This window comes from Pseudomonas sp. NPDC089422 (assembly GCF_044749405.1).
Taxonomy (GTDB): Bacteria; Pseudomonadota; Gammaproteobacteria; order Pseudomonadales; family Pseudomonadaceae; genus Aquipseudomonas.
Genome location: NZ_JBIVHW010000005.1, coordinates 81,768 through 98,496 on the forward strand (window position 1 = coordinate 81,768; position 16,729 = coordinate 98,496).

13 protein-coding genes are annotated in these 16,729 nt (G+C 61.2%); 1 reads left to right on the plus strand and 12 read right to left on the minus strand.

Annotated elements, in window-relative coordinates; genetic code table 11:
- Positions 1-44: 44 nt before the first annotated feature.
- The 3 genes from htpG to ACIPZ8_RS11100 form a co-directional block, all read right to left on the minus strand.
- Positions 45-1,952, minus strand: a complete 1,908-nt coding sequence (gene htpG, locus ACIPZ8_RS11090) for a molecular chaperone HtpG (protein WP_400722651.1) — start codon at positions 1,950-1,952, stop codon at positions 45-47.
- Positions 1,953-2,021: 69 nt separating this feature from the next.
- Positions 2,022-2,504, minus strand: a complete 483-nt coding sequence (locus ACIPZ8_RS11095; protein WP_400722653.1) for a PaaI family thioesterase — start codon at positions 2,502-2,504, stop codon at positions 2,022-2,024.
- Positions 2,501-2,977 carry a PaaI family thioesterase gene (locus ACIPZ8_RS11100; protein WP_400722656.1) on the minus strand — a complete coding sequence of 159 codons (477 nt, stop codon included), beginning with the start codon at positions 2,975-2,977 and terminating at the stop codon, positions 2,501-2,503. The genes ACIPZ8_RS11095 and ACIPZ8_RS11100 overlap by 4 nt, the downstream gene beginning before the upstream one ends.
- Positions 2,978-3,131: 154 nt before the next feature.
- Here ACIPZ8_RS11100 and ACIPZ8_RS11105 point away from each other — a divergent pair, with 154 nt between their 5' ends.
- Positions 3,132-3,428: a hypothetical protein gene (locus ACIPZ8_RS11105; RefSeq protein ID WP_400722659.1), complete on the plus strand. Its 297-nt coding sequence runs from the start codon at positions 3,132-3,134 to the stop codon at positions 3,426-3,428.
- Positions 3,429-3,495: 67 nt separating this feature from the next.
- Here the strand turns inward: ACIPZ8_RS11105 and ACIPZ8_RS11110 are convergent, their stop codons facing one another.
- From ACIPZ8_RS11110 to sdhA, 9 genes are all read right to left on the minus strand, one after another.
- Positions 3,496-4,245: a DUF599 domain-containing protein gene (locus ACIPZ8_RS11110; protein WP_400722662.1), complete on the minus strand. Its 750-nt coding sequence runs from the start codon at positions 4,243-4,245 to the stop codon at positions 3,496-3,498.
- A 182-nt stretch (positions 4,246-4,427) separates the two neighbouring features.
- A complete protein-coding gene (gene brnQ, locus ACIPZ8_RS11115) occupies positions 4,428-5,741 on the minus strand; it encodes a branched-chain amino acid transport system II carrier protein (protein ID WP_400722664.1) in 1,314 nt (437 codons plus the stop codon).
- Positions 5,742-6,136: 395 nt separating this feature from the next.
- Positions 6,137-7,021, minus strand: coding sequence for a succinate--CoA ligase subunit alpha (gene sucD, locus ACIPZ8_RS11120; RefSeq protein WP_016393102.1), 885 nt, complete (start codon positions 7,019-7,021; stop codon positions 6,137-6,139).
- Positions 7,021-8,187, minus strand: a complete 1,167-nt coding sequence (sucC, locus tag ACIPZ8_RS11125; protein WP_011534748.1) for an ADP-forming succinate--CoA ligase subunit beta — start codon at positions 8,185-8,187, stop codon at positions 7,021-7,023. Before sucC ends, sucD begins: the two co-directional genes overlap by 1 nt.
- A 172-nt stretch (positions 8,188-8,359) precedes the next feature.
- On the minus strand, positions 8,360-9,796 hold the full coding sequence (gene lpdA / locus ACIPZ8_RS11130; RefSeq protein WP_400722667.1) for a dihydrolipoyl dehydrogenase: 1,437 nt from the start codon (positions 9,794-9,796) through the stop codon (positions 8,360-8,362).
- Between the two features lie 93 nt (positions 9,797-9,889).
- Positions 9,890-11,119 carry a 2-oxoglutarate dehydrogenase complex dihydrolipoyllysine-residue succinyltransferase gene (gene odhB / locus ACIPZ8_RS11135; protein ID WP_400722669.1) on the minus strand — a complete coding sequence of 410 codons (1,230 nt, stop codon included), beginning with the start codon at positions 11,117-11,119 and terminating at the stop codon, positions 9,890-9,892.
- A 42-nt stretch (positions 11,120-11,161) separates the two neighbouring features.
- Positions 11,162-13,993, minus strand: coding sequence for a 2-oxoglutarate dehydrogenase E1 component (locus ACIPZ8_RS11140; protein ID WP_103446608.1), 2,832 nt, complete (start codon positions 13,991-13,993; stop codon positions 11,162-11,164).
- A 246-nt stretch (positions 13,994-14,239) separates the two neighbouring features.
- Positions 14,240-14,944 carry a succinate dehydrogenase iron-sulfur subunit gene (locus ACIPZ8_RS11145; protein WP_012315348.1) on the minus strand — a complete coding sequence of 235 codons (705 nt, stop codon included), beginning with the start codon at positions 14,942-14,944 and terminating at the stop codon, positions 14,240-14,242.
- Positions 14,945-14,955: 11 nt separating this feature from the next.
- Positions 14,956-16,728, minus strand: a complete 1,773-nt coding sequence (gene sdhA / locus ACIPZ8_RS11150; protein ID WP_400722673.1) for a succinate dehydrogenase flavoprotein subunit — start codon at positions 16,726-16,728, stop codon at positions 14,956-14,958.
- Position 16,729: the final 1 nt, after the last annotated feature.

The following is a 16,729-nucleotide window of genomic DNA, read 5'->3' on the forward strand; positions in this document are numbered from 1 at the left end:
CACTATAAAAAAGCCCGCCGAAGCGGGCTTTCCTGTGCATCAACTCAAGCAGACAGCTCGACCAGTAGCTTGTTCAGGCGACGAACGTAAGCCGCCGGGTCCTTCAGGCTGTCACCGGCCGCCAGCGCGGCCTGATCGAAGAGAATGTGCGACAGCTCGGCGAAGCGGTCTTCGCTCTGCTCGTTGTCGAGCTTCTCGATCAGCGGGTGGGTCGGGTTGAACTCGAAGATCGGCTTCGAGTCCGGCACCTTCTGGCCGCTGGCTTCGAGGATCTGGCGCATCTGCAGGCCCAGGTCCTGTTCGCCGATGGCGAGGATCGCCGGTGAGTCGGTCAGGCGGTGCGACACGCGCACTTCGGCGACGCTGTCACCCAACGCGCCTTTCAGGCGCTCGACCAGGCCTTCCTTGTCCTTGGCCACTTCTTCCTGGGCCTTTTTGTCCTCTTCCGAGTCCAGCTTGCCGAGGTCCAGGTCGCCACGGGCAACGTCGACGAATGCCTTGCCATCGAATTCGTTGAGGTAGCTCATCAGCCACTCGTCGATACGGTCGGTCAGCAGCAGCACCTCGATGCCTTTCTTGCGGAAGACTTCCAGGTGCGGGCTGTTCTTGACCTGCGCGTAGGACTCACCGGTGAGGTAGTAGATCTTGTCCTGGCCTTCCTTGGCGCGCGCCAGGTAGTCAGCCAAGGCAACGCTCTGCTCGCCGCTGTCGTCCTGGGTGGAGGCGAAGCGCAGCAGGCCGGCGATCTTTTCCTTGTTGGCGAAATCTTCAGCCGGGCCTTCCTTCAGCACCTGGCCGAAGTTTTTCCAGAAGCCTTTGTACTGCTCAGGTTCGTTCTTCGCCAGCTTCTCCAGCATGTCCAGCACACGCTTGGTCAGCGCGGTCTTCATCGAGTCGATGATCGGGTCTTTCTGCAGGATCTCGCGGGACACGTTCAGCGACAGGTCGTTGGAGTCGACCACACCCTTGATGAAACGCAGGTACAGCGGCAGGAACGACTCGGCCTGGTCCATGATGAACACGCGCTGCACATACAGCTTCAGGCCGCGTGGCGCTTCGCGCTGGTACAGGTCGAACGGTGCACGGGCCGGCACGTAGAGCAGCGAGTTGTATTCGAGCTTGCCTTCGACCTTGTTATGGCTCCAGGCCAGCGGGCTCTCGAAGTCATGGCCGATGTGCTTGTAGAACTCCTGGTATTCCTCGTCCTTCACCTCGGAGCGCGAACGGGTCCACAGGGCGCTGGCGCGGTTGACGGTTTCCCATTCCTGCGCCGGCTTTTCTTCGCCTTCGGCGGCTTCGGCCTGCTCCTTGGGCAGCTCGATCGGCAGGGCAATGTGGTCGGAGTATTTCTTGACCACGTTGCGCAGGCGCCAGCCATCGGCGAACTCCTGCTCGTCCTTCTTCAGGTGCAGGACGATGCGGGTGCCGCGCTGCGGCTTGTCGATAGTGGCGACTTCGAATTCACCCTCGCCCTTCGACGACCAGTGCACGCCTTCGGCAGCTGGCTGGCCGGCACGGCGGCTGTACACATCGACCTTGTCGGCGACGATGAAGGCCGAGTAGAAGCCCACACCGAACTGACCGATCAGGTGCGAGTCCTTCTTCTGGTCACCGGTGAGGTTCTTCATGAAGTCGGCAGTGCCGGACTTGGCGATGGTGCCCAGGTGGGCGATGACATCTTCGCGGCTCATGCCGATGCCGTTGTCCTCGAGGGTCACGGTACCGGCGTCCTTGTCGAAGCTCAGGCGGATCTTCAGGTCGGCGTCGTTCTCGAGCAGATCCGGCTTGGCCAGGGCCTCGAAGCGCAGCTTGTCGGCGGCGTCGGAGGCGTTGGAGATCAGCTCACGCAGGAAGATCTCCTTGTTCGAGTACAGGGAATGAATCATGAGGTGCAGCAGCTGCTTTACCTCGGTCTGGAAGCCCAGCGTTTCTTTTTGAGTCTCCACACTCATGGTCTTCAAAACTCCGATCTGATGGCAGTGGCGCCTGGCAGCCGATGTGGCCTGCGTTAACGGCGGATGTCATGCAGATGGGGGCTGCCCGGACGATTTCAAGGGCTTTTCCGGCTCGATCTTGAAATGCGCGCGGGCGGTGGCGATCGGCGACTGCCGATCAGCCTGCCAGGCGGTGATGGCGACGTTGGTCACCCGCCGCCCCTGACGCCATAGCTGGCACTGGGCGTAGGTGTCGCGAAAATGCCCCGCGCGCAGGTAGTCGATGGAGAAATCGATGATTTTCGGAATGCTCGCACTCTCGCTGTAGATCAGCAGGTACAGGGCCGCGGAAAGCTCCATGAAGCCCGCGATGACGCCGCCATGGATGGCCGGCAGCAACGGGTTGCCGATGTTGTCCTGACTGGCCGGCAGGCGGAACAACAGATCGTCACCCTCGCGCTGGCACTCGATGCCGATCAGCCCGGCGTAAGGGATCAAGGCCAGCAAGGGGCCGTAGTCGCCGACCGCGTGAGCCGCGTTCAATTGCTGGCGAACGTCGTCAGGGATCATGCCCCGCCCTCCTTCAGGCTGTTGCCGAAACGGATGCCACCCTTGATCTCCTGGCCCAGGCGCATGAAAGTGCCGACCACCTGGCAGATCGGCTGCTCTGGGTCGTCCTGGTAGGCAGTGCCACGGGTGAAGATGACGTCACGGGTCACACGATAGCAATGCGCATGGCCGTAGATCGGCTTGCCGGGTGCGGACGGGTGCATGTAGTCGATGCGCAGATCGAGCGTCGGGCACACCTCGAAGCGCGGCAGTACGCACAAGGTGGCCATGCCACAGGTGGTATCCATCAACGTGGTCAGGGCGCCACCGTGCACCGCGCCGGTCTGCGGGTTGCCGACGATTGCTGGCGACCAGGGCAAGACCAGGGTCATGCCGTCGCTGTCAGCATGGGCAACGCGCATCTGCAACCGTTGGCAATGGTTCAATGCCGAGAGAAAACGCTCAGCCATGGCCAACAAGCTTTGATCATTCATAGGCGAGTTCCGTAAGCACTGCCGCAGCGGCATAAAATCAATAAAAAGTCTATATAGAACGGGGCGTTATATATCTGTAACCTCTGCGGAACTTATTCCGCGTGATTGAACTCGAAGGAACAAGTCAATTATTCCACCAAGGAGAAACACCCCCATGCGTAAACCTTTTGCTTTTGCTCTGATGCTGGCTGCTGCCATGGGCCTGGCTGCTTGCGATAAAGCGAGCGAAGACAAAGCCCAAGACGCACAGCAACATGCCGAGCAAGCCCAGGAAAAGATGGGCGAAGCTCAGGAAAAGATGGGCGAAGCTCAGGATAAAATGAACGAAGCCGCCAAGGAAAACGCCGAAGCCGCCAAAGATCAGGCCGAAGCCGAGAAGAAGGCCGCCGAAGAGGCCGCCCCAGCTACTCCGGCCCCGGAAACCGCGCCTGCCGAACCTGCCAAGCAGTAATCGAGCAGATCAAAAAAACCCGACATTGTCGGGTTTTTTTGTGCCTGCCATTAGAAGATTAAACGTTTCAGTTAATGCTATTGGAACTTTCCCTGGGCAGGTCTGTCAGCGCACTTTCGGTTGGCGTGAATACCATGACGTCCAATACATCGGAATGGAACTCGCGGCGATACAGAATCAGCACTACACCGACGCTCACGACCATGAACAGCCAGGGGCTGATGAACCAGGTCAGCATGGCCATGCCGAAGTAATAAGAGCGCAGGCCAAAGTTGAACTGGTTGGCGGCCAGCGACAGCACCCGCGCGGCACGTGAAGCAAAGGCCTTGCGCTCCAGCTCGTTGACCTGGCGCTCGCCGATCATCGGTGCAGACCCCACCAGCACGGCGGCAAAGTTGTACTGACGCATGCACCAGCTGAAGGTGAAGAACGCATAGACGAAGACCATCGCCAGGCACAGCAGCTTGATCTCCGACATGCCCTGGGACGCCTGCTGCACCAGCGGCAGGTCCGCAAGCAGCGACAAGGCACGATCCGAAGCGCCCAGCACGGTGAGAATGCCGGCAAGGATGATCAGGGTACTGGAGGCGAAGAACGACGCATTGCGCTCCAGGTTGCCGATCACGCTGGCGTCGGCGATGCGGTTGTCGCGCAGCAGCATGCGGCGCATCCAGTCTTCCCGGTACAGGTGCAGCACGCTGGCCAGGCACGCGGTGTCGCGGCCCTTCCAGATGGCATAGCGGGTATAGCCGCCCCAGCAGAGGGCAAACCAGCAGACGGCCAGGAGGTTGTGGAGATTGCTTTGGATGAAGTTCATGCAGGATTCCCGAGGGCCAGGTGCATAAAGAATAGTGACCCGGGTTCGACGCCTACAAGCGGCAAAAGGCACAGACTGAAACGAAAAAGCCCCGCATCCTTTCAGATGCGGGGCTTTCGAGTCTCCACCTTTGGCAAGCACCCTACGGCTTGTGGCCGGTGCCGCCCTCAGGCTTCAACGTCTCAGGCCAGCGCTTCGCGCGGCTTGCCGAGCATGCGGTCGCAGGCCACGGCGCCAATCAGCGTCACCACCGACGGCACCAGCCAGGCCAGGCCTTGATCGCTCAGCGGCAGGTGCGCCAGAACGTCCGGCAATACATGGGCAATATCGCTACCCTTGATCGCGTCGACCATCCCGAACACCAGCGACACCAGCATCACCGGGGCCAGGATGCGGGTCGGCGAATGCCACAGGTCCTTCACGAAGCTCAAGCCCACTACCACGATGCATGGCGGATAGATGGCGGTCAGTACCGGGATCGAGAACATGATCAGCTTGGTCAGGCCCAGGTTGGAGATCAGCAGCGAGAAGCCTGCGAGGATCACCACCAGTGCACGGTACGACAGCGGCAGGATCTGGCTGAAGTACTCGGCGCAGGCGCAGGTCAGGCCCACCGCCGTCACCAGGCACGCCAAGGCGATCAGCACCGCGAGGAAGCCGCTGCCCAGGGAGCCGAAGGTGTGCTGCACGTAGGCGTGCAGAACGGCGGCACCGTTGGTGGCATCGGCGGCGATGTCGTGGCTGGTGGCCCCCAGGCGGAACAGGCTGATGTACACCAGGGCCAGGCCGACACCGGCGATCAGGCCGGCGATGATGGCATAGCGGGTGATCAGCTTCGGCGACTCGACACCGCGCGAACGGATGGCGTTGACGATGACGATACCGAACACCAGGGCACCGAGGGTGTCCATGGTCAGGTAGCCATCGGAGAAGCCCTTGGAGAAGGCGGCAGCGGCATAGGCCGGCTGCGCTTCACCAATGGTCCCGGCCGGCAGGGCGAAGGCAGCGATGCCCAGCGCCGCCAGGGCGATGATCTTCAGCGGCGCGAGGAAGCGGCCGACGGTGTCGAGCAGCTTGCCCGGGTACATGGACACCGCCAGTACCACGGCGAAGTACACCAGGCTGTAGATGAACAGGGCTGTCGGGCTTTCGCCTGTCAGCGGTGCCACGCCCACTTCGAACGATACGGTCGCAGTACGCGGCGTCGCGAACAGCGGGCCGACCGACAGGTAGCACACGGCCGCCAGCAGGCCACCGAAGAACTTGCCGATCGGGCTGCTCAAGGCGTCCATGCCGCCACCGACCTTGGCCAGGGCGACCACGGTGATGACCGGCAGGCCCACGGCGGTGACCAGGAAGCCCAGGGCCGCCATCCATACGTGCGGGCCAGACTGCAGACCGACGATAGGCGGGAAGATGATGTTGCCAGCGCCTACGAAAAGCGCAAACGTCATAAAGCCAAGCGCCAGGATGTCCTGGCCTTTGAGAACTTTCATTTAAGGTAGTACCACACTGCTGAAATCGGGATTCGAGAGGGGATTTCCCTTTGGATGAGGGGAAATGCTGCCCGGCTTGATAGGCCAGACCCGTTTAGCGTGTCGTTCCCTTTTGGGGTACGGGCACAGAGTGAACGCGTAGATTAACCGTTTTACCCGGCAAACGCACTGATACAGTGCTGCTTGTCCGATGTGCGTACATGTTTGTCGTCTGTGTGACCGGAGACAGTAGGAATTATCACCGTATTGAAACTTTCGTCTGCGCGAAAATTCCTATCAAACCCATCAAAAAATTGATGTTGCCCGCGAAGAGGCCAGCACAGGAAAAACCGACACCCACGAACGACAAAGGCCACCCGAAGGTGGCCTCTGTGCGCGTGGGGGGTGTCGCTAAATTACTTCTTGGCTTCCCAGCCAGTCAGCTCGGCCAAGGCCTTGCCGATGTCAGCCAGGGAACGCACGGTCTTCACACCAGCGTCCTGCAGCGCGGCGAACTTCTCGTCCGCAGTGCCCTTGCCGCCGGAGATGATGGCGCCAGCGTGGCCCATGCGCTTGCCCGCAGGTGCGGTAACACCAGCGATGTAGGAAACCACAGGCTTGGTGACGTTGGCCTTGATGTAGGCAGCCGCCTCTTCTTCGGCCGAACCGCCGATCTCACCGATCATGACGATCGCTTCGGTCTTCGGGTCTTCCTGGAACAGCTTCAGGATGTCGATGAAGTTGGAGCCTGGGATCGGGTCGCCGCCGATGCCCACGCAGGTCGACTGGCCGAAGCCGGCGTCGGTGGTCTGCTTGACCGCTTCGTAGGTCAGGGTGCCGGAACGCGAAACGATACCGACCTTGCCTGGCAGGTGGATGTGACCTGGCATGATGCCGATCTTGCACTCGCCCGGAGTGATGACGCCTGGGCAGTTAGGGCCGATCAGGGTCACGCCCAGCTCGTCGCACTTGACCTTGGCATCCAGCATGTCCAGGGTAGGAATGCCTTCGGTGATGCAGACGATCAGCTTGATGCCGCCGAAGGCTGCTTCCAGGATCGAGTCCTTGCAGAAAGGAGCCGGAACGTAGATGACCGAAGCGTCAGCGCCGGTAGCTTCCACAGCTTCCTTGACGGTGTTGAACACTGGCAGACCCAGGTGGGTGGTGCCACCCTTGCCTGGAGTAACGCCGCCGACCATCTTGGTGCCGTAGGCGATGGCTTGTTCGGAGTGGAAAGTACCCTGCGAGCCGGTGAAGCCCTGGCAGATGACTTTGGTATCTTTATTGATCAGGACGCTCATTACTTGCCCTCCGCAGCTTTGACAACTTGTTGAGCAGCGTCGGTCAGGCTGGTGGCCGCAATGATGTTCAAACCGCTTTCTGCCAGTACTTTAGCGCCCAGTTCGGCGTTGTTGCCTTCAAGGCGAACGACAACCGGAACTTTAACGCCGACTTCTTTCACTGCACCGATGATGCCTTCGGCAATCATGTCGCAGCGAACGATGCCGCCGAAGATGTTGACCAGAACGGCCGCGACATTGCTGTCGGACAGAATGATCTTGAACGCTTCGGTAACGCGCTCTTTGGTAGCGCCGCCGCCCACGTCGAGGAAGTTGGCTGGCTTGCCGCCATGCAGGTTGACGATGTCCATGGTACCCATGGCCAGGCCGGCACCGTTGACCATGCAGCCGATGTTGCCTTCGAGGGCAACGTAGTTCAGTTCGAACTTGGCAGCGTGGGCTTCACGGGCGTCGTCCTGCGACGGGTCGTGGAAGGTCTTCAGCTTGGGCTGACGGTACATGGCGTTGGCGTCGATGTTGATCTTGGCATCGAGGCAGTGCAGGTCGCCGTCGGCCTTGATCACCAGCGGGTTCACTTCCAGCAGGGCCAGATCGTGATCCTTGAACAGCTTGGCCAGGCCAACGAAGATCTTGGCGAACTGTTGAACTTGCTTGCCTTCCAGACCCAGCTGGAACGCCAGCTCACGACCCTGGAACGGCTGAGCGCCAACCAGTGGGTCGATGGTAGCCTTGAGGATCTTCTCAGGAGTTTCGTGAGCAACTTTCTCGATGTCCACGCCACCTTCGGTGGAAGCCATGAACACGATACGGCGGCTCGAACGATCCACTACAGCGCCCAGGTACAGCTCTTTGGCGATGTCAGTGCAGGACTCGACCAGGATCTTGGAGACTGGTTGACCGTTGGCGTCAGTCTGGTAGGTCACCAGATTCTTGCCCAACCACTGCGCAGCGAACGCCTTGGCGTCTTCCTTGCTGCGAACCAGCTTGACGCCGCCCGCTTTACCGCGACCACCGGCGTGGACCTGAGCCTTAACGACCCACTCCGAACCGCCGATCTTGTCGCAGGCTTCAGCCGCTTGCTCAGGGGTATCGACAGCGAAACCCTTGGAAACTGGCAGGCCGTATTCAGCGAACAGCTGCTTACCCTGATACTCGTGAAGATTCATGCTTTTTACCGTCTTCGTTAGGTACTGCGCTTCGGCGCTGCGCCATTGCTGGCGCCGCACCACCTGTGACCATTGACCCCGGGTTTTCCCGTGTAGTCCGGTCCGGCGGACGTTCCGCGGTGAGTCATGCACGCAAGACTCACGACGGGCAGCCCGCCGTGGTTTCTTATAATTAACGCTTCTTACGGTTGGCCACGTGAATGGCGCCGCCATTCACTGCCAGCGCTGCTTCATGCAGCGCTTCGGACAGGGTTGGATGGCTGAAGACCATCATGCCCAGATCCTCGGCACTGGTGCCGAATTCCATTGCGATTGCGCCCTGCTGTACCAGTTCGGCAGCCGATGGGCCAATCACGTGAACACCCAGGACGCGGTCGGTCTTGGCGTCGGCGATGACCTTGACGAAACCACCGGTATCGTTGGCTGCCATCGCACGGCCGCTGGCCGCGAACGGGAAGGTGCCTACGTTAACCTCAACACCCTCGGCCTTCAAGGCTTGTTCGGTCTTGCCGACCCACGCGATTTCCGGGTGGGTGTAGATGACCGACGGGATCAGGTCGTAGCTCATCTGAGCCTTGTGGCCCTTGATGCGCTCGACGACCATGATGCCCTCTTCCGAGGCCTTGTGTGCCAGCATCATGCCACGCACCACGTCACCGATGGCGTATACGCCTGGAACGCTGGTAGCGCAGTAGTCATCGACGAAGATGTAGCCACGCTCGTCGATGGTCACACCGCTGTCGGCAGCCAGCAGATCGGTGGTCACCGGACGACGGCCAACCGCGACGATCAGCTTGTCGAAGGTGATCTTCTGCTCGCCTTCGGCGTTGGTGTAGGTCACTTCGACTTCGTTGCCGTTGACTTTCGAGCCGGTGACGCGAGCGCCCAGCTTGATGTCCAGGCCTTGCTTGGTCAGGGTCTTCTGGGCTTCTTTCGACACGGCGGTGTCGGCAGCCATCAGGAAGGTGTCCAGGGCTTCCAGGACGGTGACTTCAGCACCCAGGCGAGCCCATACCGAGCCCAGTTCCAGGCCGATCACGCCAGCACCGATCACGCCCAGGCGCTTCGGTACGGCCTGGAATTCCAGGGCGCCGGTGGAGTCGACGATGACGTTCTGGTCGACCGGAGCCGGCGGAATGTCGATCGGGCGCGAGCCGGAAGCGAGGATCACGTTCTCGGCTTCGATGACTTCGGTGGTGCCGTCAGCCTTGGTGACTTCGACCTTCTTGCCCGCCAGCAGCTTGCCGTGGCCCTGGATCGAGGTAACGCCGTTGGCCTTGAACAGGGTGGCAACGCCACCGGTCAGGTTCTTCACGATGCCAGCCTTGCGGCCAACCATCGTGGCGACGTCCATCTTCACTTCGCCAGTGGAGATACCGTGGACGTTGAAGCTCTCTTTGGCTTCCTTGTACTTCCAGGAGCTGTCCAGCAGCGCCTTGGACGGGATGCAACCTACGTTCAGGCAGGTGCCGCCCAGGGCCAGCTTGCCCTCGGCGTCGGTGTACTTCTCGATACAGGCAGTCTTCAGACCAAGTTGTGCGGCCTTGATGGCAGCCACATAGCCGCCAGGACCTGCACCGATTACCACTACGTCGAATTTCTGGGTCATAAAAGATTCCTTATCAGCTACAAGCTACAGGCCGCGAACCGCGCGGCATGGCTTCTCGCGAAGCCAGGGCCGGCACGGTACGCAGCCAGAGGGTTAGATGTCCAGCAGCAGGCGAGACGGATCTTCCAGCAGGTTCTTGATGGTGACCAGGAAGGTTACCGCTTCCTTGCCATCGATCAGGCGGTGATCGTACGACAGCGCCAGGTACATCATCGGGCGGATCACGACCTGGCCGTTGATGGCCATCGGACGCTGGATGATGTTGTGCATGCCAAGGATGGCGGCCTGCGGCGGGTTGACGATCGGGGTCGACATCATCGAACCGAAGGTACCACCGTTGGTGATGGTGAAGGTGCCGCCAGTCATTTCTTCGATGGCCAGCTTGCCGTCACGGGCCTTCTTGCCGAAGGTGGCAATGCCGTTTTCGATTTCAGCCAGGCTCATCGACTCGGCGTTACGCAGTACCGGTACCACCAGGCCGCGGTCGCTCGACACGGCAACACCGACGTCGGCGAAGCCGTGGTAGACGATGTCGTTGCCGTCGATCGAGGCGTTGACAGCCGGGAAACGCTTCAGGGCTTCGGTAGCGGCCTTGACGAAGAACGACATGAAGCCCAGGCGTACGCCGTTGTGGGTCTTCTCGAACAGGTCCTTGTACTTCGAACGCAGGGCCATGACTTCGGTCATGTCGACTTCGTTGAAGGTGGTCAGCATGGCCATGTTCGACTGGGCTTCGACCAGACGCTCGGCGATCTTGGCGCGCAGACGGGTCATCGGCACGCGCTTCTCGGTACGGTCGCCAGCGGCAACGACAACCGGGGCAGCAGCAGCAGCAGCGGCAGCGGCAGGCTTGGCAGCCGGGGCCGGAGCCGACTTCTTGTTGGCGACGGCGGCGACGACGTCTTCCTTGGTGATGCGACCACCTTTGCCAGTGCCGGCAACGGTAGCCAGGTCGATACCGCTCTCTTCAGCCAGCTTGCGCGCGGCTGGAGCGGCGATCGGGTCGTCTTCGCCAGCATCGGCGGCTGCATCGGCAGCTGGAGCAGCAGCGGCCGGGGCAGCAGCTGGAGCAGCGGCGGCAGCACCACCTTCAACGATCGAACCCAGCACTTCGTCGGACAGGACGGTGTCGCCCTCGCCCTTGACGATGGCGCCCAGCACGCCGTCGGCGGTGGCCAGCACTTCCAGGACGACCTTGTCGGTCTCGATGTCGACGATCAGCTCGTCACGCTTGACGGCATCGCCCGGCTGCTTGTGCCAGGTGGCAACGGTGCCATCGGCAACCGATTCCGGGAAGGTTGGGGCTTTGATCTCGATAGCCATTATCTGTGTTTCCTTAAATTCGGTTTCAGGTGCGCGAAGGCATTAAACAGTGAAGGCGTCTTGCAGCAGTTTTTCCTGCTGCTCGGCGTGCTTCGATGCGTAACCACAGGCTGGCGCGGCGGAAGCGTCGCGGCCGGCGTATTCCAGGACCAGCGCCTTGTTGTGGCGGCCCAGGATACGGCGCATGTGGTGCTGACTGCTGTACCAGGCGCCCTGGTTCATCGGTTCTTCCTGACACCAGACCGCATGCTTGAGGTTGGTGTACTGCGCCAGGATTTCGACCAGGTCGTCCTCAGGGAACGGATACAGCTGTTCCAGACGCAGGATCGCGATGTCTTCGCGGCCTTCGGCACGGCGTTTTTCCAGCAGGTCGTAGTAGACCTTGCCGCTGCACAGGACCAGGCGTTCGACCTTGGCCGGATCGAGGCTGTCGATTTCCGGGATCACGGTCTGGAACGAACCTTCTGCCAGGTCTTCCAGGGTCGAGATGGCCAGCTTGTGGCGCAGCAGCGACTTCGGCGTCAGGACCACCAGCGGCTTGCGCAGCGGGCGAATGACCTGGCGACGCAGCAGGTGGTAGATCTGTGCCGGGGTGGTCGGTACGCAGACCTGGATGTTGTGCTCGGCGCACAGCTGCAGGTAACGTTCCAGGCGCGCGGAGGAGTGCTCCGGGCCCTGCCCTTCATAACCGTGTGGCAGCAGCATGGTCAGACCGCACAGGCGGCCCCACTTGTGCTCGCCGCTGGTGATGAACTGGTCGATCACCACCTGGGCACCGTTGGCGAAGTCGCCGAACTGGGCTTCCCAGATCACCAGCGCGTTCGGCGTGGTGGTGGAGTAGCCGTATTCGAAGGCCAGTACTGCCTCTTCCGACAGGAAGGAGTCGTACAGGTCGAAACGCGGCTGGCCCGGGAACAGGTTCTTCAGCGGTACGTAGGTGCTGGCGTCCTTCTGGTTGTGCAGCACCGCGTGACGGTGCGAGAAGGTGCCACGGCCGATGTCCTGGCCGGTCATGCGGATCGGGTGACCTTCGAACTGCAGGGTGGCGTAGGCCATGGTCTCTGCATAACCCCAGTTGATCGGCAAGCCACCGGCCTGCATCTTCTGGCGATCTTCGTAGATCTTCGCGACCTGACGCTGCACGACGAAGCCTTCCGGCAGTTCCAGCAGCTTGGCCGACAGGTCCTGCAGGGTCTTGAGGTCGAAACGGGTGTCGTGACGCGCGGTCCAGGCATGGCCCAGGTATGGACGCCAGTCGACGAACAGCTCGCGGTTCGGCTCCTTGACCAGGCTCTTCACCACGTGCAGGCCGTTGTCCAGGGCATTGCGGTATTCGTCGATCTTGGCCTGAGCGCGCTCAGCATCGATGCGACCGGCCTGGATCAGCGCCTCAGCGTACAACTCACGAGTCGTGCGCTGCTTGGTGATCTGCTGGTACATCAAAGGCTGGGTGCCGTTCGGCTCATCGGCCTCGTTGTGGCCGCGGCGACGGTAGCAGACCAGGTCGATGACCACGTCGCGCTTGAACTGCATGCGGTAATCGATGGCCAGCTGGGTCACGAACAGCACCGCTTCCGGATCGTCACCGTTGACGTGCAGGATCGGCGCCTGAATCATCTTGGCAACGTCGGTGGCGTACTCGGTGGAGCGTGCGTCCAGCGGGTTGCTGATGGTGAAACCAACCTGGTTGTTGATCACGATGTGCACGGTACCGCCGGTCTTGAAACCGCGGGTCTGCGACATCTGGAAGGTTTCCATGACCACGCCCTGGCCGGCGAACGCAGCGTCGCCGTGGATCGAGATCGGCAGAACCTTGTCACCCACGGTGTCGTTGCGACGGTCCTGACGGGCGCGCACCGAACCTTCCACCACTGGCGAGACGATTTCCAGGTGGGACGGGTTGAACGCCATGGCCAGGTGAACTTCGCCACCCGGGGTCATCACGTTGGAGGAGAAGCCCTGGTGGTACTTCACGTCACCGGAGCCCAGCTCGTTCATCTTCTTGCCTTCGAACTCGTCGAACAGCTCGCGCGGGTTCTTGCCGAAGGTGTTGACCAGCACGTTCAGACGGCCGCGGTGGGCCATGCCGATCACGACTTCCTTGGTGCCGTAGGAGCCGGAACGCTGGATCATTTCGTCCAGCATCGGGATCAGGCTTTCGCCGCCCTCGAGGCCGAAACGCTTGGTGCCTGGGTACTTGGTGCCCAGGTACTTCTCGAGGCCTTCACCGGCGGTCACGCGCTCGAGCAGGTGCGTCTGCACGTCGACCGAGAATTCCGGACGGCCGCGCACGCTTTCCAGGCGCTGCTGGAACCAGCTGCGTTGCTCGGAATCGACAATGTGGGTGAACTCGGCGCCAATGGTGCGACAATATGTCTTCTGGAGTGCCTCGAAGATGTCGCGTAGGCTCGCCTCCTCTTTGCCGATGAACAGGTCGCCGGCACGGAAGGTCGTATCAAGATCGGCATTGGTCAAGCCGTAGTGATTGATCGACAGGTCTACAGGCGCAGGTCGCTGCCACAACCCCAACGGGTCGAGCTTGGCAGCCTGATGGCCGCGCATACGATAGGCCTGGATCAGTCGCAGAACTTCAACCTGCTTCTTCTCGTGTTCTGTGCTCACGCTCCCGGCGGAAACCGGTTGGGCGCGGCGCTGGTTCTTTGCCAGCAGTACGAAATGGTCGCGGATCGTCGAGTGCGATACATCGGTAGCGGTGCTGCCGTCGGCTGGCAACTTCTGGAAGTAAGTGCGCCACTCTTCTGGCACAGCGTTAGGGTCGTGCAGGTAGAGCTCGTAGAGCTCTTCCACATATGCAGCGTTACCACCTGAAAGGTGGGCGCTATCCCACATGCGCTGCATCACGCTTTCTTGCATGCTTGGTCACCCTCGGTTAGGGGACTGATCGGCGAGAGCCACAGCAAACCTGGAAAAGTCCGAATAAAGCGACTGAACCACGCCACTTGGATCCTGCTGATTTTCCGGGTACCAGCCCGGAAAGCCCCTGCTGGTCTCATATCTTCATAGGTATCGAGCGCGGGCTTTGTGGGCCCTTGCTCAGGTTTTACCTCAGTGCGGGCTCACCACCCGCACCTCGGCTTACTGCAGTTACAACGTTTTGTATCAGGTGCCGCTTTGCAGCAGCATGTTACGTACGTGACCGATTGCCTTGGTCGGGTTCAGACCCTTCGGGCAAACGTTGACGCAGTTCATGATCCCGCGGCAGCGGAATACGCTGAACGGGTCATCCAGGGACGCCAGGCGCTCCTGGGTCTTGGTGTCACGGCTGTCGGCCAGGAAGCGGTAGGCCTGCAGCAACGCGGCCGGGCCCAGGAACTTGTCCGGGTTCCACCAGAACGACGGGCAGGAGGTCGAGCAGCAGGCGCACAGGATGCACTCGTACAGACCGTCCAGCTTGTCGCGGTCTTCCGGCGACTGCAGACGCTCGATGGCCGGAGCTGGCGTGTCGTTCTGCAGGAATGGCTTCACCTTCTCGTACTGCTTGTAGAAGATGCTCATGTCGACCACCAGGTCACGAATGACCGGCAGGCCTGGCAGCGGACGCAGAACCAGCTTGTTGCCCTTGACCACGCCCGACAGCGGGGTGATGCAGGCCAGGCCGTTCTTGCCGTTCATGTTCATGCCATCGGAACCGCAAACGCCTTCACGGCAGGAGCGACGGTACGAGAAGCCCTCGTCCTTCTCCTTGATCAGCGCCAGCACGTCCAGCACCATCAGGTCCTTGCCGCCGGTATCGACGTCGAACGACTCCATCTTGGGCGCCGAGTCGGTGTCCGGGTTGTAACGATAAACTTCGACTTTCAACATAGCAGCCACCCTTAGTAAGTCCGGACTTTTGGTTCGAAGGCTGGAACAGTCTTCGGCGCAAAGTTGACGCCACGCTTGGCGACGCGCTTCTCACCCGGGTAGTACAGGGTGTGGCACAGCCAGTTTTCGTCGTCACGGTCTTCGAAGTCTTCACGGGCGTGAGCGCCGCGGGACTCTTTACGGGCTTCGGCCGCAATGGCGGTAGCTTCGGCAACTTCCAGCAGGTTCTGCAGCTCCAGCGCTTCGATGCGCGCGGTGTTGAAGGCCTGGGACTTGTCGTTGATCTTGACGTTGGCGATGCGCTCACGCAGGCCGGCCAGCTGCTCGATACCCTTCTGCATGTATTCGCCAGTACGGAATACACCGAAGTAGTTCTGCATGCAGCTCTGCAGCTCGCGCTTCAGGGTCGCAACATCTTCACCGGAAGTACGCTCGTTGAGCTTGTTCAGGCGGTTCAGGGCAACATCGATGTCGGTGTCGCTGGCGTCGAGATGCTCGATACCATCGCTCAGCGCCTTTTCCAGGTGCAGGCCGGCAGCACGGCCGAACACCACCAGGTCGAGCAGCGAGTTGCCGCCCAGGCGGTTGGCACCGTGTACCGATACGCACGCCACTTCACCTACGGCGAACAGGCCAGGGATGATGTGATCCTTGCCTTCTTCGTCCATGGTGATGGCCTGGCCATGGATGTTGGTGGCAACGCCACCCATCATGTAGTGGCAGGTCGGAACGACCGGCACCGGCGCGACGACCGGGTCGACGTGGGCGAAGGTCTTGGACAGTTCGCAGATGCCTGGCAGGCGGCTGTGCAGCACTTCCTCGCCCAGGTGGTCCAGCTTCAGCAGCACGTGGTCCTTGTTCGGGCCCACGCCGTTGCCGGCAATGATTTCCTTGACCATGGAACGGGCAACCACGTCGCGGCCGGCCAGGTCTTTCGCGTTCGGCGCGTAACGCTCCATGAAGCGCTCGCCGTGGGCGTTGATCAGGTAGCCACCCTCACCGCGGCAACCTTCGGTGACCAGTACACCGGCGCCGGCGATGCCGGTCGGGTGGAACTGCCACATCTCGATGTCCTGTACCGGTACGCCTGCACGCAGGGCCATGCCGATACCGTCACCGGTGTTGATCAGGGCGTTGGTGGTGGACGCGTAGATACGGCCCGCACCGCCAGTGGCCAGAACGGTGGCCTTGGACTTGATGTACATGGTTTCGCCGGTTTCGATGCAGATCGCGATCACACCGACGAAGGCGCCTTCCTGGTTTTTCACCAGGTCAACGGCGTAGTACTCGTTGAGGAAGGTGGTACCGGCTTTCAGGTTGCCCTGGTACAGGGTGTGCAGCAGCGCGTGACCGGTACGGTCGGAAGCGGCACAGGTACGGGCGGCCTGGCCACCTTTACCGAAGTCCTTGGACTGACCACCGAACGGACGCTGGTAGATACGGCCGGTTTCGGTACGCGAGAACGGCAGGCCCATGTGGTCCAGCTCGAAGACCGCAGCCGGGCCTTCCTGACACATGTATTCGATAGCGTCCTGGTCACCGATGTAGTCGGAACCCTTGACGGTATCGTACATGTGCCAGCGCCAGTCGTCGTTCGGGTCGGCCGAAGCGATGGCGCAGGTGATGCCGCCCTGGGCGGATACAGTGTGCGAACGGGTCGGGAAGACCTTGGTGACTACGGCAGTCTTGTGACCGCCCTGGGCCAGCTGCAGCGCTGCGCGCATGCCGGCGCCGCCGCCACCGATGATGATGGCGTCGAAGGAAATGGTTGGAATGCTAGCCATG